19 protein-coding genes and 1 pseudogene are annotated in these 16,770 nt (G+C 45.8%); 18 read left to right on the top strand and 2 right to left on the bottom strand.

The annotated features are described in order from the left end of the window. Positions 1-341: 341 nt before the first annotated feature. Positions 342-2,534, top strand: a complete 2,193-nt coding sequence (locus NST34_RS27905; protein WP_341129181.1) for an O-antigen ligase family protein — start codon at positions 342-344, stop codon at positions 2,532-2,534. Here the strand turns inward: NST34_RS27905 and NST34_RS27900 are convergent. After that, a complete protein-coding gene (locus NST34_RS27900; RefSeq protein WP_076285470.1) occupies positions 2,523-3,176 on the bottom strand; it encodes an SdpI family protein in 654 nt (217 codons plus the stop codon). The genes NST34_RS27905 and NST34_RS27900 overlap by 12 nt on opposite strands. 2 nt (positions 3,177-3,178) lie before the next feature. Continuing rightward, a complete protein-coding gene (locus NST34_RS27895; protein WP_341129605.1) occupies positions 3,179-3,514 on the bottom strand; it encodes an autorepressor SdpR family transcription factor in 336 nt (111 codons plus the stop codon). A gap of 160 nt (positions 3,515-3,674) precedes the next feature. On the opposite strand from NST34_RS27895, the pseudogene NST34_RS27890 reads away from it, so the two are divergent. The 17 genes and pseudogenes from NST34_RS27890 to NST34_RS27810 all read left to right on the top strand — a co-directional run bounded on the left by NST34_RS27890 (position 3,675) and on the right by NST34_RS27810 (position 16,704). Then, positions 3,675-4,419: pseudogene (locus NST34_RS27890) on the top strand (SDR family oxidoreductase). 357 nt (positions 4,420-4,776) lie between these two features. Continuing rightward, entirely contained in the window at positions 4,777-5,391 is a 615-nt protein-coding gene (locus NST34_RS27885; protein ID WP_042191826.1) for a DedA family protein, read from the top strand. Continuing rightward, complete coding sequence (locus NST34_RS27880) at positions 5,388-5,954, top strand: thioredoxin family protein (RefSeq protein WP_341129180.1); 567 nt, start codon at positions 5,388-5,390, stop codon at positions 5,952-5,954. The genes NST34_RS27885 and NST34_RS27880 overlap by 4 nt, the downstream gene beginning before the upstream one ends. 4 nt (positions 5,955-5,958) lie before the next feature. Then, complete coding sequence (locus NST34_RS27875; protein ID WP_094872421.1) at positions 5,959-6,588, top strand: MBL fold metallo-hydrolase; 630 nt, start codon at positions 5,959-5,961, stop codon at positions 6,586-6,588. 185 nt (positions 6,589-6,773) lie between these two features. Continuing rightward, positions 6,774-7,097: a hypothetical protein gene (locus NST34_RS27870; RefSeq protein WP_341129179.1), complete on the top strand. Its 324-nt coding sequence runs from the start codon at positions 6,774-6,776 to the stop codon at positions 7,095-7,097. Between the two features lie 75 nt (positions 7,098-7,172). After that, on the top strand, positions 7,173-7,718 hold the full coding sequence (sigY, locus tag NST34_RS27865; protein ID WP_042191818.1) for an RNA polymerase sigma factor SigY: 546 nt from the start codon (positions 7,173-7,175) through the stop codon (positions 7,716-7,718). Then, the gene (locus NST34_RS27860; RefSeq protein ID WP_076285467.1) at positions 7,705-8,040 is read left to right on the top strand and encodes a YxlC family protein; all 336 of its coding nucleotides are present in this window, start codon (positions 7,705-7,707) and stop codon (positions 8,038-8,040) included. Before sigY ends, NST34_RS27860 begins: the two co-directional genes overlap by 14 nt. Beyond that, positions 8,037-8,249 carry a hypothetical protein gene (locus NST34_RS27855; RefSeq protein WP_042191816.1) on the top strand — a complete coding sequence of 71 codons (213 nt, stop codon included), beginning with the start codon at positions 8,037-8,039 and terminating at the stop codon, positions 8,247-8,249. The genes NST34_RS27860 and NST34_RS27855 overlap by 4 nt, the downstream gene beginning before the upstream one ends. A gap of 52 nt (positions 8,250-8,301) precedes the next feature. Beyond that, entirely contained in the window at positions 8,302-8,493 is a 192-nt protein-coding gene (locus NST34_RS27850; protein ID WP_149644902.1) for a PLDc N-terminal domain-containing protein, read from the top strand. Next, positions 8,493-9,407 carry an ABC transporter ATP-binding protein gene (locus NST34_RS27845; RefSeq protein ID WP_339798604.1) on the top strand — a complete coding sequence of 305 codons (915 nt, stop codon included), beginning with the start codon at positions 8,493-8,495 and terminating at the stop codon, positions 9,405-9,407. Before NST34_RS27850 ends, NST34_RS27845 begins: the two co-directional genes overlap by 1 nt. Beyond that, positions 9,404-10,174 carry an ABC transporter permease subunit gene (locus NST34_RS27840; RefSeq protein ID WP_339267196.1) on the top strand — a complete coding sequence of 257 codons (771 nt, stop codon included), beginning with the start codon at positions 9,404-9,406 and terminating at the stop codon, positions 10,172-10,174. The genes NST34_RS27845 and NST34_RS27840 overlap by 4 nt, the downstream gene beginning before the upstream one ends. 244 nt (positions 10,175-10,418) lie before the next feature. Then, positions 10,419-10,802: a hypothetical protein gene (locus tag NST34_RS27835; RefSeq protein WP_042131017.1), complete on the top strand. Its 384-nt coding sequence runs from the start codon at positions 10,419-10,421 to the stop codon at positions 10,800-10,802. Positions 10,803-10,924: 122 nt separating this feature from the next. Then, positions 10,925-11,212 (top strand): Asp-tRNA(Asn)/Glu-tRNA(Gln) amidotransferase subunit GatC, encoded by a 288-nt coding sequence (gene gatC, locus NST34_RS27830; protein WP_042131015.1) that lies wholly within the window; start codon positions 10,925-10,927, stop codon positions 11,210-11,212. A 27-nt stretch (positions 11,213-11,239) separates the two neighbouring features. After that, the gene (gene gatA / locus NST34_RS27825; protein WP_042191806.1) at positions 11,240-12,697 is read left to right on the top strand and encodes an Asp-tRNA(Asn)/Glu-tRNA(Gln) amidotransferase subunit GatA; all 1,458 of its coding nucleotides are present in this window, start codon (positions 11,240-11,242) and stop codon (positions 12,695-12,697) included. Between the two features lie 11 nt (positions 12,698-12,708). After that, a complete protein-coding gene (gatB, locus tag NST34_RS27820) occupies positions 12,709-14,154 on the top strand; it encodes an Asp-tRNA(Asn)/Glu-tRNA(Gln) amidotransferase subunit GatB (protein WP_076285465.1) in 1,446 nt (481 codons plus the stop codon). A gap of 122 nt (positions 14,155-14,276) precedes the next feature. Further along, a complete protein-coding gene (locus tag NST34_RS27815) occupies positions 14,277-14,747 on the top strand; it encodes a GNAT family N-acetyltransferase (RefSeq protein ID WP_076285464.1) in 471 nt (156 codons plus the stop codon). A 46-nt stretch (positions 14,748-14,793) separates the two neighbouring features. After that, entirely contained in the window at positions 14,794-16,704 is a 1,911-nt protein-coding gene (locus tag NST34_RS27810; protein ID WP_341129178.1) for a DUF4097 family beta strand repeat-containing protein, read from the top strand. Positions 16,705-16,770: the final 66 nt, after the last annotated feature.

Below are 16,770 nucleotides of genomic sequence, written 5' to 3'. Positions count from 1 at the left end.
CATTTTAGGAGCGGTAAGTTGCTTTAGTTGTATTTTGTGCAGCTATATATGCTTTGAAGATGCTTTTTTCGGACTTAATTGTACTCTGTACACTTAAAAATGAACAATTCTCCGCATATGGCGGAATTCTCGAAAAATAGTTGTACATTATGCAATTACACTAGGATGCAGTAACGAATATCAGAGGTTAGTTGTACTTTTTGCAACTATATAGCTTTTTTGATGAGAATTGGGACGGTACAGCTCCTTCGTGGAGAGGTATCGTCCTTTTTGCATTCTAGTTTTGCGAAGGGGAAATGTGGAAAGGATAGATATAACTTAACGAATATAGGGGTATCTAAATGGGGAGCGTTAACAGAGAGCGGAGTCTGGATTCAATAATCGTATATTTTAGTGCAGCCTTAGTCATCGCAGCCGGAGTAGGAGCTTGTTTGCTGCGTGGATTTTTTTTTACAGAGGAGATGTACCTCTTTCTGACCCTATGGTTTGTGATGTGTTCTGTGTCTTTGCTTTATTTGTACATTGGAGTAGGCAAGTGGAGAAGTAGCGCAGGGGGAGCAGGTGGAGTACGTAGAGCTTTGAAAATAATGTTGACTGCACCTTTAATAGTTCTATCACTCTATCTGATTCATTGGCTAAGAGATCCTCTTTCGGCACAGGGAACAATGAATGAAATATTACGGTGGGGCTTGTATGCTAGCTTTGCATTTTTGGTTTGTTTTTGCGCGTTGAATCGGGTGGGGCGTCAGCTTATCATTGCTGCGTGGTCTATTTTGGGCATATTCTTAAGCATAAGTGCTTTGCTGGCAGTGTGCGGGGTGGTAGCGTTACCTTTCGCTATAGCTTACAGCAATTCATCGGAAGTAAGCATTACAGGTGCCAGATTAGCAGGGGTGATGGAATATCCTAATGCCTTGGGTGCTGTGATGGCTGTTTTTCTACTGGAGCGGCTGTTTGCTGTCGCTGCTTATTATGAAAGACCTCAGAAGAGTGTGGATGGATGCGATAGATTGGAGCGGCGAGAACCGCGAAGCACGGCCGCCGCGCTGCTGCGCTTGCTGCCGCTGTTTCCGTACGCCGCCGCGCTGCTCCTCAGCGAGTCGCGCGGCGCGTGGCTGACGGCGGCTTGCGCCTGCGCTGCCGTTTTGCTCTGGAAGCGGCAGCTCATCGCGCCGCTTCTTGCCGCTGGCGCCGCGCCCGTGGTCGCCGCGGCGCTGCTCTACCGCCAACTGGCCCGTGCCGGGTTGGCGGTAGATCCTTTGCCCGGCCTGCTGTTGCTGGCCGGGCTTTGGGCCGGCGCGTTGCTAGCCGGCCTATGGCTGTGCCGCCGCCAGCGCAACGCGGCGGGCAGTGCCCGAGCCGCCATGCTGGCATTGGCGGCAGCAGGTTGGACGGCGGCGGGCACCGCCGTCCTCCTGCACGTGCGCGAGCGGATCACCGGACCGTCATCGACGGTATCCGCGCGTGGTCTGTTCTACCGCGACGCCTGGCGGCTGGCGGTAGAGGCACCTTGGCTGGGGCGCGGGGGCGAGACTTGGCGGAGTTCATACCTCGCCGCCCAATCTCGCCCTTATGTTGGCAGCCAAGTGCATAACGGTTATCTCGACATCCTGTTGAACCTAGGATTTGTCGGCCTGGCAGCCATACTGCTTATGCTGCTAGCAGCAGGCTGGCTGCTGGCTCAGAGATCGCCGCGTCTGCTGCCGCCATTTTTGGTTATCGTTATGCATAGCGCAGTCGATTTTGACTGGAGCTACGGATTAATCTGGCTGCTGCTTTTTTGGCTGCCAGCACTTGCCCTGTCTGAATATGAGCAGAAACATCAATCTGCGAATACCCGCTTTACGTCCATAAGTTTGCTCACCACTCATTTCGCATCCGCGAACCTCGGCGCCACTATCCCTGCATTCGCGAGCCTGTCACATCCATATCCCCGCCGACTATTTATCACTGTCGCCTGCTGCCTTTGTCTCATGTTATCTGTATTGTCCCTTCAGGCCGCACAAGGAGAGAGGTACTACCGGCAAGCAGTTCAGACGGTTGATCCCTCGGTGAAGGTAGATTTGCTAGAGCAATCACTAGCGTGGAATCCCCAGTCTCCCAAAACAGCTGTAGCATTATCCAGGCTACTTACGGGTGAACAAAGTGTGAGTATACTCCAGCAGAGTTTGCAATATTCTCCGGATAATGCAAGTTTAAACTGGGAAATGGCTAGACGATGGATGTACAGTGATGATCCGGGAGCTGCATTATATTGGATACGTCGAAGTATTCAGCTTGATAAATACAACTCTGTTAAGTGGGTCAAAGGGATTGAAGGCATGCTTATGATGGGCCGGAAAAAGTTAGCGGAAGGGAATCGAATGGAGGCCATAAGCTGTATTGCCTCAGGGAACGAGCTTCTGCGGGAGTATAGAGTGTTGGCAGAATACGAGGGAAGTAAAGGTGAGCAGCATAATGACCGGAAGTTCCAAATAACAGAACAAGCCGACGACCTGAGTCGACGGCTTAGTGTACTTGCTTCACGATTTTAACTGACGTGAAATGATCCAAGAGTATAGAACAGGAACGAGAATAACAAGTACAAGAGCTGTAATAATAAGGGTCTGAGACAAGACGCCGCTCAAAAAGGCTCCCCCAAAAATAAGCAACCCGCCGATCATCCACATTCTTCCGGAAAGACGATGTGTTTTTCGCCACACCTCTGGGCTAGAGAGCGTCCATGCTGTGCGAACACCGAACAAATAATTATCTTTTACCTGTGGCATGTAGTTGCCGAGCGCAATAAACATCACTCCTAGGGCTCCTATAGCAATTTTACCCACATTAATATCTTTACCCAGACCGTAAGCAACCGTGAGCACGAGCATGAGATTAAAAAGCACCCCAATGGCGAGTCTGCTCATAGCATAGGCATTTTCGAACTTCTTATAATTTTCCCGTTTAGGATCGATGCTACGTGTGAATTGCATGATCAGCGGAAGCACAATACCCAGGATTCCGAACATAAAAATAGCTATGTTTTTATCCCAATACCGGTTGACTTTACCCGAAATTCCCCACTGCGCGGGCAGCTCCTGTGGCAGCTTGCCATAATTGATTAAAGCATAAGCTAATGAAGCTAAACCTAATATCACAATCAGTGTATCTTGCCATCTCCATTTAAAATCCTTCATCTTCAATCAGCCTCCTTCTCAGAATCCATACCACGGCTTTGTTTTCCGTCCAGTGATTTGCTTTCCGTCTCCGTTTGCTTTCCCGTACCTGTAAGCTCGAGCAACCAGCCAAGAACCTCTTCGAGAACCGTCGTATTTAATGAATACATAATGAATTGATCTTTTCGTTCATCCTGTACGAGATCGGCATGCTTCAGTGCATTCAGATGGTGAGAAATGCTTGGTTTTGACATGTTGAAAAAATCAGCAATTTCACCTGCGGTTCGGTCCTTCTCCCTTAGTAACCGAATGATTTGGCGACGGGTAGGGTCAGCTAGTGCTTTGAAAGACTCATTCATATTCTTATCTGTCAATGCGTATTCTCCTCATTTTAATTGAGAAAGAAATTGTCACCGAATCTTTGGATTTACCGCCGTTTGAGGCTATGCCCTTGCTAATACTAACTGTGGGCAAGTACTCGATGAATGGTTCGAAACATAGAAGCGGAGGAGAGGATATATGATGCTGACGAATAAGGTTGCAGTTGTTACAGGTGCGGGTTCTGGGATTGGAGAAGCAATTGCTCTTCTTTTTGCCCAGCAGGGGGCTAAGGTTATTGCAGCGGACATCCATCTGGGGGGTGTTGAAGCGGTGGCCAAGAAGGCAGAACAAGGTCATGGCAACGGGGTGGTGTATCCTGTAAAAGCAGACGTTTCGAAGGAAGAGGACACTCAGCGAATGATTGATATTTGGTGGACTTCATATTCTCGTTAATAATGCGGGGATCATGGATAAAATGACCCCGGCTCATGAAATCACAGACGACTTATGGGAGAACGTAATTGCAGTGAACGTCACCGGACCCATGAGAGCCATTCGTAAGGTCTTACCGATTTTTATGGCACAAGAAGGTGGATGTATCATCAATGTAGCATCGATCGGCGGCTTAGAGGGATCACGTGCAGGAGTGGCCTATACTGCCTCCAAGCATGCTGTCATCGGTATGACTAAAAATGTAGGGTATCAGTACTCGAAGCTTGGAATTCGCTGTAATGCTATAGCACCAGGTGGGGTATAGACGAATATTGATTTGTCTAATCCGAGTGCTTTTGGTAGTCAAAAGGCAGGAGATGGTATGGCGTCAATGCCGCGAACAGGGGAAAGCAGCGAGATCGCATCGATAGCTTTATTCCTGGCTTCAGAAGCTGCGAGCTTCGTGAATGGAACGGTAATAACGGCGGATGCCGGATGGACCGCTTATTAAATAGCTTTTACATTTTAGACAAACAGGTGTCCATTTCCATCTTCATTGCTGGAAGTGTACACCTTTTCTGGTTATACAGGTTGTTCTAACTCTTTTTAAGAGAGGGTCGATATAGGGTAATGGCCTCGCCGCTGTAAGTAGATGTGATAAGGTTGCTTGTGCTAGAATAGGCTAAGAGAAACTGGAAAATAGAGCAGAGCGGCAGAGCTTTTAAAAATATAAGAAAGTAAAAGTTTAGTATCTATACTTTATGTTCTTATATTTCTCGCTTAAACGCTAAGCGTCTTTATATAGACGCCAAAGATGTTTATGCTAGATACATAGCCATATTCTGCGGAAAAGGGAGGAGGAGTACGGTTGCATGTTATTTCTGATCTGATCTCAACATTGTTTGAATGGATTCAGAGTCTTGGTTATTTTGGGATTATGATCGGACTTATGATTGAAGTTATTCCGAGTGAAATTGTACTGGCTTTCGGTGGCTTTTTAGTATGGAGTGGAGATATTAATTTTTTCGGCGCCGTATTATTCGGTACGATCGGCGGAGTCATTGCACAGATTTTTGTGTATTGGATTGGCCGTTATGGTGGCAGACCTGTTTTGGAGAAATACGGGAAATATATTTTCATTCAAAAGAAGCATATTGACCATTCGGAAGAGTGGTTCAATAAATACGGGACTGGCGTAATCTTTACAGCTCGTTTTATTCCGGTTGTTCGTCATGCCATTTCCGTTCCAGCTGGGATATCGAAAATGCCTTTAGGTAAGTTCACTTTGTTGACTACGCTTGCTGTTATTCCATGGAGTGCTCTGTTTGTATATCTGGGTATGACCTTGGGGAATAAATGGGAAGATATTGACAAAGTAGCAGCTAAGTATACCAACGAAATTATACTTGTAGCGATCGCTCTGATCATCATTTACTTTGTGTTTAAATGGTACAAATCCAAGAAAAAGGGGACTACAAAATGAAGCAGAATGTAGCTCAAAAGTTTGGAAAAGGCCTAACACCGCGCCAATTCGTAGAAAGTATGACGAAGAATCAACAGGCTTTTGAATCCTGGTATGAGAAGTTTAATTGGGAAGATGAGAGCGATAAGGAATATTTCGAAAGTCTGAACCATCGCGACGATTTGCGGGTACTTATCCTAGCAGCGGATTGGTGTGGAGACGTAGTACGCAATGTTCCTGCTGTATTCCGTATTCTGGAGACGGCGGGAATGAAGACAGAGGTATTTATTTTGGAAGAGAATCCGGAGCTTATGGATGATTTCTTGACCATGGGTGGCAGATCTGTCCCAGTCGTGATTTTTGCAGACACTGGAGGATATGTGCTCGGACATTGGGGTCCTAGACCAGAGCATGTGCAGCGTATAATGAGAGAGTTCAAACGTGAGAATCCTGATCGTGAGGCCGCTGATTACGACAGCAAAATCGCAGAAGCACGTAAGGCCATGGGGCAAGCCTATGGGGAAGGAACGGAATATCAGGCAGTTATCGCAAAAGAACTGCGTAGTCTGATTTTCGGATTCTAAACCGATGCTAAATATACGTTCATTTAATCTGGGTCCGCTTCAAACGAATGCCTACTTACTGACAGGTGCGGATCCTGCGAAGGGCATCATCATAGATCCTGGTATGAATCCTGCTGCATTAGTGCGGAGTATCGAAGGAATGGAAATCGAAGCTATTTTGTTAACACATGCACATTTTGATCATATGGGCGGTGTAGACGAAATTCGTAAAGCTAAGAAATGTCCTGTTTATTTACATCCACTTGAAAGTGAATGGCTAAGCAGCCCCAAGCTGAACGGTTCACTAATGTGGTCGGAGGTGTCACCTCCTCTAGCTACAGATCCTGCGGAATATGATCTGGCAGAAGGGCAAGTTCTGCAGTTCATTGGACACACCTTCCGTGTGTACCATACACCTGGTCACTCTCCAGGCAGTGTAAGCTTCCTTTGTGGAAATGATCTATTCTCCGGAGATGTACTCTTTAAAATGGGAGTTGGGCGCACAGATTTGCCTGGTGGTAGGGAACGGGATCTGTTCGATTCTATTCGTGGCAAGCTATACAAAATGGATGATGAAGTAAAGGTTTATCCAGGACATGGTCCACGGACAACCATTGGATTTGAAAAGATTCGCAACCCTTATGTTCCTCAATAGACGTTGGTTCTAGTAGAACCGACAAAAACCGAGGAAGTTTTAATAGACAAAAGACTACAAAAGGACTAGAATGAGGTTAATTAAATGTAACATTAACCTCGCGAAGCACGCAGACTGCGGAATTAATCCCGGTTTGCGTTCTTTTTTTGTCTTCATATAGGCTTAAAAGCATGGAGGGAAGTAGAATGGAGAAGAATATATACTACCCGCTGGACTACGGTTGGTATGACTCCAAGGAGAAATGGAACCATTTTTGCAGCAGTAATTGCCGATTTTTTTCGGAGTGTTCAGGAAAGGGTGGCTTTTGTTCATCCATAGAACGTAGAGACATACAATTTGAAAATAAGGAACTTCGTAATGGCTTGCTTCAGGAGACCTGTGGGGTTTACGGGGGAGTACCAGTGGTTTCAGGAGGCGAGCTCAGAAGAACGCCTTTTTTTTGGCATTTTCCGGCAAGGAAAGGGATAATTCAGCCCTGGCGGCGTAAGTTGTGGGATCTCAAAAAATAATTATGGAGTGGAATGAACGATTCATAATACATATTCGTACTACAAATAGAAACGAAATCTTGAATGGAGGGGCAGATGAGCGATCAGTCGCTGGAGAGAATCAGACGGGCACAGCAGGGAGATACTTCAGCACTGTCTTCACTGCTGCGAGAACACTATACTTTTTTATTCAAATATTTAATCAAGGTGACCATGGACCCGTTGCTGGCAGAGGATCTTGTACAGGACACCATGGTCAGATGTATGGAGAAGATCAACACCTATAACGGAACTTCTTCCTTTTCCTCTTGGTTAATCACAATTGCCACCAGAATATTTATTGATCGCAAGCGGCGCTGGAAGCGTGAAGCGGAATGGAAACAGCGGGAGCAACAGGAACAGGGGATCCGTTCGATTCGTTGGCGATTTGAGAGCAGGGGGGAAGAGTGGAGTGAAGTGCTGGATTCCCTCTCCAAATTACCTTCTGCGCAAAGAGTGGCTGTGCTACTGAAGCATTACTATGGCTATAGTTATGACGAAATTGGCGAAATCCTGCGAGTTCCTTCAGGTACAGTCAAGTCGCGTGTATCCCTTGGACTTAACCAACTACGAAAGGAGCTGAATGAGGATGGAGAAGGATAAAGATAAGGAGCCTGAGTTGTATTTGCATAAGCTTTCAGATGAGCTTGACCGGTTAGATGCACAATATAATGACATCACACCACCTTCATTACAGGAACTGGAGAGGTTAATGGTTGATGCCTCTGTGCATAGAAAGAGCATGGAACGTAAAGAGCTGCTGTTATTCTGGGGCATATCGTTGATCCTGATCAGCGTATTTCTATCCATTCTCGGTTCTGCACCGATGATCTATTGGATTATTCAAGCGATTATTCCTATTGCGGGACTCATTGCTCTAGGAATAGCGAGGATCAGGAGGAACAGAGAAGGTGCGCAAGAATGAATGAGCTGCAGGATGTGCCTCTATGGTTATGGTTTTGCATAGCGATAGCATTAATGCTGCAAGGGACATTGCTATTCAGGGACGCAAGACGACGCGGAAGAAAAGCCTGGTTCTGGGGTCTATGGGCTATAACTACAGTTCCTTCACCCGCTTTGGTCTATTTACTTGTTGTCATTCTACCGGAAAGACGTAGGAGAAAGAAGATGTGAAGGTCCAGGATATGAGCTCGTTCCTTTCATTACACAAAAGGAGTGGTACTTCATGGAAGATGTAAATTGGGGATTAATCATGCCGTTAATCATTCTGCAGGCTTTGCTTGCTATTATTGGACTGATATCTCTGGCCAAAGCGGATAACGTTCGTGGTCCAAAATGGATGTGGATTATTATCATTATTTGCGGAAATATATTAGGCAGCGTAGCTTATTTCACAATAGGAAGGAAAGATGTCTGATGTCACTCCTTCAAGTTACGAATTTGCGCAAAAGCTATGGGGCGCATGTTTCCGTAAATGATATAAGCTTTGAAATTGAGAAAGGACGGTGCGTCGCTTTACTTGGGCCTAACGGTGCTGGGAAAACAACCACACTTCGTATGCTGGCAGGGCTGTTAGAACCCACCTCTGGAATGATTTCATTTGAGGGGAGCCGTCCGGGAGCAGGATATCGCAGGGGATTAGGATATGTGCCACAGTCTCCAGCTTTTTATGGGTGGATGACTGGACATGAATATGTTATTTTCGCTGCAAAGCTTAGTGGAATGGGAACTAAAGACGCTACCAGCAGGGCATTGGAATCGCTTGAGCGTGTAGGGCTTAAAGGTGATGCTCGTCGCCGGATTGGTGGATACTCTGGCGGGATGAAGCAGCGGCTGGGTCTGGCTCAGGCGCTTGTGCATCGGCCTCGTCTACTATTGCTTGATGAGCCTGTATCTGCACTTGATCCGATTGGTCGCAGAGAAGTAATGGGACTGATGCGGGAAATACGTGAAGAGACAACTGTAGTTTTTTCTACACATGTGCTGCATGATGCAGAAGAAATTTGTGATGATATTATTTTAATGAATCAGGGCTTGATTGCTGAGAAGGGGTCTTTATCACAGCTTCGTTCACAATACAGCCTTCCTGTTATTCGTGTACGTACGGAGAAGCAAGAAAAAGCTATTCAGTGGCTGGAGTCTCTTGCTGCCAAACCGTTTGTACTAGAGACTCAGTTGTTCGGAGATCAGGCCATTTTTAATGTGAACGATGTAGACATGGCTCGTTGGACGATTCTGCAAGAAGCGGCGCAGCTTGAAATTCCATTGCTGCAATTTGAAGCGGGTTCTTCCACGTTAGAGGATTTATTTATGAAGGTGGTGGGAGTATGAGAAGCGCCTGGGTCCTTTATCGCAAAGAAATGCTCGAAATGACTCGCAGTTATAAGTTAATCTGGATACCTGTCGTTTTTATCATATTAGGCATTATGCAGCCGTTAACTACTTATTATTTGCCGGAAATATTAAAAGCTTCAGGTGATGTTCCCCCAGGACTGCTAGAGGGGTATGAAATACCGAGTGCCGCAGCTGTGATGGCGCAATCTCTGGGACAGTACGGAACGATCGGAATGTTAGTATTGGCGCTTGGCGCGATGAATGTTTTAGCTGGTGAGCGCTATAGCGGAACTATGGAATTAATTCTGGTAAGGCCGGTTTCTCCGGCCGCAATAGTGTTCGCTAAATGGGCAGCGCAGCTGACCCTGTTGATCGTTGCTCTTGGATTGGGTGCAGCGGGCGCGGCTTACTACACGGAGCAGTTGATTGGTTCACTATCTTGGGGCGATGTTATCGCAGCTTCTGGAGTATATAGTTTATGGTTATTATGTGCTGTCTCGGCTACGTTGTTGTTTAGTGCCTTTTTAAAACCTCCAGTAGCCGCATTTTTAGCACTGGCGTTAATGGCTGGCTCGTCATTAGGCTTAAGCTTATTGCCTAGATGGTTTGACTGGACACCCGCAGGACTTTCCGGGCTGTCAGCAGGAATTCTTACAGCTGGAGAGGGCTTTAGAGCAGGTCCATATCTTTCTGCCGGTGTATTGATCATAATTTGCCTTGTTGGGGCTTCGCTTTTGACAAGGAAGAATAACTTTCCCGACTGATTATTATCCTGTGCTGTATCGAATATAGTATATTTAAAAATATAAGAAAGTATAAGTTTCACACTATACATTTTCCTTCTATTTCTCGCATAAACGCATATCGTCCTTAGGGGACGCCGAAGGCGTTATTGCTTGGTAGAATTCTCAGGATCGTCCGGCCTGCCGCTAGACAGTTCTATCTTTTTTTAGTAGACTGTTGAAATAAGCAAAATCATGATAGATTTTGGGGTCAGGAGGTAGGGCGATGCTGCGTTTAGGAGAAAAGATTGTCATTGTTGCGGACGCTTTTGAGCAGAGTCTTCCTATCGGGGAATACGGCTACCTAATTGCTTACGACCGCAATCCCGATAATGCGTTTGACTATGTTATACGTGTACCGGAAGCCAACAGGAACTTTTATGTTCCGGCTGAAGACATTGAGGCGGAAGAACATTTATTAGTAGCTGAGGCTGAAAGAGCAACGCATGAAGCGTTAATTGATTATGCTTTGTCCACGTACAATGAGAAGCTGTTCCATCATTTGATGAACGGTGAAGATATGGATACAGAAGAGACGGAAACAACGTCAACCGAAAGCATGTCCCAAGCAGATTTCATCAAACAAGTGAATCTTAGAGCTTGGATTTAAGGAAGGCCGGCGAAAGCCGGCTTTTTTGTTATAACCCCATCATTGAATTGTCCAAGCTTCTACAATATAATTAAAAACGTTATCCGGGCGCTTTAGCCCTTTAAACAGGAGGGATTTATCTTATGAGCATTACCGTTAAAGATGTGCAGCATGTGGCCAAGCTGGCTCGTCTGCAATTGAGCCCGGAAGAAGAGGCAACCTTTACAGAACAAATGAATGCTATTTTACAATATGCTGAGAAGTTGAATGAGCTAGATACGGAGAATGTGAAGCCGACCACGCATGTACTGCAGGTCAGTAATGTGATGCGTGATGATGTTGTGAAGGAAAGCCTAACGCAAGAGGAAGCACTTCTTAACGCGCCGGACGATGAAGACGGACATTTCAAGGTTCCAGCTGTTTTGGAATAACTACATAATTAGAAAGGGGGAAGAATCTTGAGCCTGTTTCAAAATCGATTGCCTGAAGTACATCGCATGTTAACTGCTAAAGAAGTATCGGTCAGTGAACTGACTGAAGAATCACTGGCGATTATCGCTGAGCGGGATAAGAAAGTAAATGCATTTTTGACCTTGAACGAGGAGGGCGCTCGTAGCACCGCACGCGCTTTGGACGACAAACTGGCATCTGGAGCAGCACGTGGATTGCTGTTTGGTCTTCCTGCCGGAATTAAGGATAATATTGTAACTAAAGGACTACGCACGACCTGTGCCAGCCAATTTTTGAAAGATTTCCAGCCGATTTATAACGCTACTGTGGCTTCTAAACTGCAACAGGCAGATGCCGTAACGATCGGTAAATTGAATATGGATGAATTCGCAATGGGTGGATCTAATGAGAATTCAAGCTTTGGTCCTGTACGCAATCCTTGGGATTTAGAGCGTGTGCCCGGCGGTTCCAGTGGCGGATCTGCTGCAGCAGTAGCTGCGGGCGAAGTATTCTTCTCACTAGGTTCGGATACTGGGGGTTCCATCCGCCAGCCTGCTTCCTATTGTGGTGTTGTAGGTCTCAAACCTACTTATGGTCTTGTATCACGTTATGGACTGGTAGCCTTTGCTTCCTCACTCGATCAGATTGGACCATTAACACGTAATGTAGAGGATTCTGCATATGTGCTTCAAGCGATTGCTGGTTATGATGCCCAGGACTCTACTTCAGCTAAAGTTGAAATTCCTGATTATTTGAGTTCTCTGACTGGTGATGTTTCCGGACTTCGCATTGCTGTACCTAAGGAATACTTAGGAGCAGGTGTCGATGCTTCTGTGCGTGAGACAGTCTTGTCCGCACTTAAGGTGCTGGAAGGAATGGGTGCTGTCTGGGAGGAAGTTTCGTTACCACATACGGAATACGCAGTAGCAGCTTATTATTTGCTGTCCTCTTCGGAAGCTTCATCTAACCTTGCGCGTTTTGACGGTGTGCGTTATGGTGCACGTGTAGATGAAGGCGGAGGGTTGCTTGATCTATATCTTAATTCCCGCAGTCGCGGCTTTGGCCCTGAGGTCAAACGTCGTATTATGCTAGGGACTTATGCGCTTAGCTCCGGGTATTACGATGCTTATTATTTAAAAGCACAAAAAGTGCGTACTTTGATTAAACAGGACTTTGATGACATCTTTAAAAAATATGATGTGGTCATCGGGCCAACAGCGCCTACGACAGCATTCAAATTAGGTTCACAGACGGAGGATCCGCTGACCATGTATCTGAACGATATTCTCACGATTCCTGTGAGCTTGGCAGGTATTCCTGCCGTTAGCGTTCCTTGTGGCTTTGCGGAAGGCATGCCAGTAGGTTTGCAAATTATCGGTAAAGAATTTGACGAGAGTACGATTCTGCGTGTTGCTCACGCTTTTGAACAAAATACTGATCATCACAAGCAGCGTCCACAGCTGTAGTAAAGGAGGGAATGGGATTACTTATGTCTAAATACGAAACGGTCATCGGCTTAGAGGTTCACGTAGAACTTCATACCAACTCCAAAATCTTTTGCGGATGCTCCACTGAATTTGGAGCTCCGCCTAACACGCATACCTGTCCTGTCTGCCTGGGTCACCCCGGCGTACTGCCAGTTCTTAACAAACAAGCGGTAGATTACGCTATGAAAGCAGCGATGGCGCTAAATTGTACCATTGGTGATGTTAGTAAATTCGACCGCAAGAACTATTTTTACCCGGATTCACCGAAAGCTTATCAGATTTCGCAGTTCGATCAACCTATCGGTTTGAACGGCTGGATCGACATTGAAGTGAATGGAGAAACGAAACGGATTGGTATTACTCGTCTTCATTTGGAAGAGGATGCGGGTAAGCTTACGCACGTAGATGGCGGTTTTGCATCGCTCGTCGATTTCAACCGGGTGGGAACACCGCTTATCGAAATCGTATCTGAACCAGACTTGCGCTCGCCAGAGGAAGCTCGTGCTTATCTGGAGAAAATCCGTGCCATTATGCAATACTGCGACGTATCCGATGTCAAGATGGAAGAGGGATCGATGCGCTGTGACGCGAACATCAGTCTACGTCCAGAAGGACAAGAGGAATTCGGTATTAGAGCAGAGCTTAAGAACATGAACTCCTTCCGCGGTGTGCTGCGTGGACTGGAGTATGAACAATATCGTCAGGCTGAGATCCTGGATGATGGTGGAGTAGTTGTACAAGAGACTCGCCGCTGGGATGAAGCCCAAGGGAAAACTTTATCTATGCGTGGAAAAGAAGAAGCGCACGATTATCGTTATTTCCCAGATCCAGATCTGATCGTGCTGCATATTGACGATGCCTGGAAAGAATCCATTCGTTCGACAATCCCGGAACTACCGGATGCAAGACAAGCTCGCTACAGTGAAGAACTGGGTCTTACAGCTTATGATGCTGGCGTGATTACTTCCTCTAAACCGCTAGCGGACTTTTTCGAAGGGTGCCTTACTTATACGAAGGATGCCAAGGCTTTAGCTAACTGGATCATGGGTGATCTGCTTGCTTATTTGAATAGTAATAACCTGGAATTGTCTCAGGTCAAAATTACGCCGCAAGGGCTCGGGGAAATGATCGGCCTCATTGCAGGTGGAACTATCAGCAGCAAGATCGCTAAAACGGTATTTAAAGAAATGCTAGAGAGCGGTAAATTGCCTGCTGCAATCGTTGAGGAAAAAGGTCTGGTACAAATCAGCGATGAAGGTGCCATTAAAGGAATTGTGGAAGCTGTCGTAGCTGCCAATCCACAATCAGTGGAAGATTATAAAGCAGGTAAACAGAAAGCCATCGGTTTCCTCGTAGGACAAGTTATGAAAGAAAGTAAAGGTAAGGCAAATCCAGGTCTTGCGAATAAACTTCTGATCGAGGTATTGAGCAATTAAAACGATTATCGTCTTTAGTAGTCGATAACGTTGTTTATACTTGGGGTAATATACTTATGTAATAAGCTAAGGGCTTGTCGGCAACGGCAGGCCCTTAGCGGCATATAAGGGGACTAACAGGGATGAATACAATTATTAAGCTAAACCTCCAGGATGATAGTACCGTTAATGAACTATGGAGCCTCCAGCATAAGGCCTACCGGCTAGAAGCGGAGTTAATAGGGTTTCGTGAGATCCCGCCGCTTATGGAGACGAGAGAGATGCTCAGCCACTCTAAAGAGGATTTTTACGGCTGCTTTGATGAAGATGAAGAACTGATGGGTGCCATTGCTATAGAAGAAGAATCACCGGGCAAACTCACGATTACGCGGATGATGGTGGGACCGGACTTTTTCCGCAGAGGTATTGCAAGCAATCTCTTGGAATATGTATTTGAACATTTTCCAGGGATGGAGCAATACATCGTATCTACGGGGAAGCTAAACCTGCCTGCCGTTTCTTTGTACAGCAAGCATGGTTTTGTACCTATGGGATCGCAGGAAGTTGCTCCCGGTGTCGAATTGATTGATTTTTATCGGAGTGGTTCACTTTGAAGAAGCATATACACAGACCCATGTTTACGAAAGGAGGAGCCGAGATATGACAAATGATTCTGCAATGCTCTCAGCGCAGGAAGAGCAGCGGGGTTCAGCCGATCTTGAGACTACGGAGAGTGAGATTCAGAAGAAGATAATCCCTCCACGTCCAAAACGGCGCCGCCGCAAACGCAAATTTATCGCTGGACTATTGGCAGCTCTCATCCCAGGAACTGGGCACTTATACTTTGGGCTTCTCCGCAAAGGAATTACCTTTATCTTCTTGATACTATTGGATATCTCAGCTTTAATTTATTTCTCATCCATTGGAATGCAGATTAATGTTCCGTTGCTTATTTTACTTGCACTAATTATTCCGGCGATATATTTCTATAATGTGTATGATGTACTGCAATCAGCGGACAAGATTCTCCGTTACCCTGAAGATCAAGAGCTTGATGATTCTGTGGCAAAAATAACTTCACCTCCTAAGCGTCGTAGTATCGTCAGTGAACCTGGCGTATCCTTTGGATTTCTACTTCTTTTAGGGGGAGCGCTTCTCATTCTGTTTCGCCAAAAGCCAGCATGGCTGCAATTTTTTATTGAGCATTACTCCGAAGTGGCCGTGTCTGCAGTTTTATTATGTGGTGGTATATATGTAGGAGCGAGAGAAATTGTCAGAGGAATCGTTTCGCGCAAGAAAAATGAGTCTCATAACCGGCGTGTAGGAAGATATACGGCATCGGTCTTGCTTATTGCTATTGCCATCCCGTTGTTTCTGGATTGGAGAGACGGGTCGGATTATATGCTTTTACTCTTGAAGTGGTGGCCGGTCATCCCAGTGTTATGGGGGATTGAGTTCCTGTTCATGTATTTCTTCTCTGGTCGTTCAGGCTCTGTACAAAAGGGAACAAGAATCAGATTGGATTTACGCGGCCTTTTATCTGCTATATTGCTTGCTGCGAGTGTGTTTATCGTTGCCGAACAAGAACATTACTTATATCTGTGGAAAAATGTGAGTCTCAATCTTACTGCAGCTGCAGTCGACTATGGCGAGGCGAAGGGAAGTAAATTTCAGAAGGCTCCGCTTATTGTTCCAGTGAAGCTAAATACAGCCAAAATATCCGTTGATGGTATTAATGGGGATATTTTATTGCATCGGGCTCCCGTAGATAATATTCAAATTACTACTACAGTTTGGGTAGATCAATTGGAAGGTCCGATGGCTGAGGCCATTTCGGAGCAGTCCTTTGTGGATGTTGTTGAAGGACCAACTATAAAAATCACTTCAAACAGCAAGGCGTACGGAGAATCAGGTAAGCGTCAGCCGCGAATGGATTTGGACATTTCTTTGCCGGAAGACCGCCGGTTTAATCTCGATGTTCGCACTATGAATGGTGGGATCACCCTGCAGAACATAGAAGCGATCGAAGATATTTCGCTGGAAACGGGGAATGGAGAACTTATTCTTCATCGTATCTTTGGTAATGTGAAAGGGAAAACACTGAATGGAGCTGTGCGTGCGAGATCCGTCCAGGGCAGTGTTGATTTATCAACGAGCGGTGGCAATATGAATGCTTGGAATGTCACAGGGGCCTTGAAATTATCAACGGCAGTTGGCAATATCGGTGCAACCGGGAATGAAGCCGAGATCGATATTTCTAGCAAAAATGGTAATTTAGAGATTGATGGAGCCAGATCGAAGCTGCATGCAGAATCCTTGAATGGCATCATTGATGTTCGTTCACATGAAGTCGGAGGAGACTGGGACATTTATAGTGCAGTTGGCGATATTCAATTGTATTTGCCGCAGTTAGGGAACTATAAGTTGAATGGCTCAAGTGGATATGGCGATATTATTTCAGATTTACCTACCTTAACCATTGATAAGAAGAAGATATCTGGTGAAGTGGGCACAGGTGAGTTCAAGATTCAGGTTGAGGGAAACAGCAACTTAAATGTGAGAGGTTATTGAAAAAAGTAATTTTTCTTATATAATAATGAATATAATGTATCGACTTCGTTGACAAGATTGAAAACC

Origin of the sequence: Paenibacillus sp. FSL H7-0714 (assembly GCF_038003765.1) — a bacterium.
GTDB lineage: Bacteria > Bacillota > Bacilli > Paenibacillales > Paenibacillaceae > Paenibacillus_AQ.
This window is presented reverse-complemented; position numbering and strand designations above follow the sequence as displayed.

Bases quoted from the DNA above. Each gene is read 5' to 3' on its own strand.
- NST34_RS27905 (WP_341129181.1), top strand. From the start codon at position 342: ATGGGGAGCGTTAACAGAGAGCGGAGTCTGGATTCAATAATCGTATAT.
- NST34_RS27900 (WP_076285470.1), bottom strand. From the start codon at position 3,176: ATGAAGGATTTTAAATGGAGATGGCAAGATACACTGATTGTGATATTA.
- NST34_RS27895 (WP_341129605.1), bottom strand. From the start codon at position 3,514: ATGAATGAGTCTTTCAAAGCACTAGCTGACCCTACCCGTCGCCAAATC.
- NST34_RS27880 (WP_341129180.1), top strand. From the start codon at position 5,388: ATGAAGCAGAATGTAGCTCAAAAGTTTGGAAAAGGCCTAACACCGCGC.
- NST34_RS27875 (WP_094872421.1), top strand. From the start codon at position 5,959: ATGCTAAATATACGTTCATTTAATCTGGGTCCGCTTCAAACGAATGCC.
- NST34_RS27870 (WP_341129179.1), top strand. From the start codon at position 6,774: ATGGAGAAGAATATATACTACCCGCTGGACTACGGTTGGTATGACTCC.
- sigY (WP_042191818.1), top strand. From the start codon at position 7,173: ATGAGCGATCAGTCGCTGGAGAGAATCAGACGGGCACAGCAGGGAGAT.
- NST34_RS27860 (WP_076285467.1), top strand. From the start codon at position 7,705: ATGGAGAAGGATAAAGATAAGGAGCCTGAGTTGTATTTGCATAAGCTT.
- NST34_RS27855 (WP_042191816.1), top strand. From the start codon at position 8,037: ATGAATGAGCTGCAGGATGTGCCTCTATGGTTATGGTTTTGCATAGCG.
- NST34_RS27850 (WP_149644902.1), top strand. From the start codon at position 8,302: ATGGAAGATGTAAATTGGGGATTAATCATGCCGTTAATCATTCTGCAG.
- NST34_RS27845 (WP_339798604.1), top strand. From the start codon at position 8,493: ATGTCACTCCTTCAAGTTACGAATTTGCGCAAAAGCTATGGGGCGCAT.
- NST34_RS27840 (WP_339267196.1), top strand. From the start codon at position 9,404: ATGAGAAGCGCCTGGGTCCTTTATCGCAAAGAAATGCTCGAAATGACT.
- NST34_RS27835 (WP_042131017.1), top strand. From the start codon at position 10,419: ATGCTGCGTTTAGGAGAAAAGATTGTCATTGTTGCGGACGCTTTTGAG.
- gatC (WP_042131015.1), top strand. From the start codon at position 10,925: ATGAGCATTACCGTTAAAGATGTGCAGCATGTGGCCAAGCTGGCTCGT.
- gatB (WP_076285465.1), top strand. From the start codon at position 12,709: ATGGGATTACTTATGTCTAAATACGAAACGGTCATCGGCTTAGAGGTT.
- NST34_RS27815 (WP_076285464.1), top strand. From the start codon at position 14,277: ATGAATACAATTATTAAGCTAAACCTCCAGGATGATAGTACCGTTAAT.
- NST34_RS27810 (WP_341129178.1), top strand. From the start codon at position 14,794: ATGACAAATGATTCTGCAATGCTCTCAGCGCAGGAAGAGCAGCGGGGT.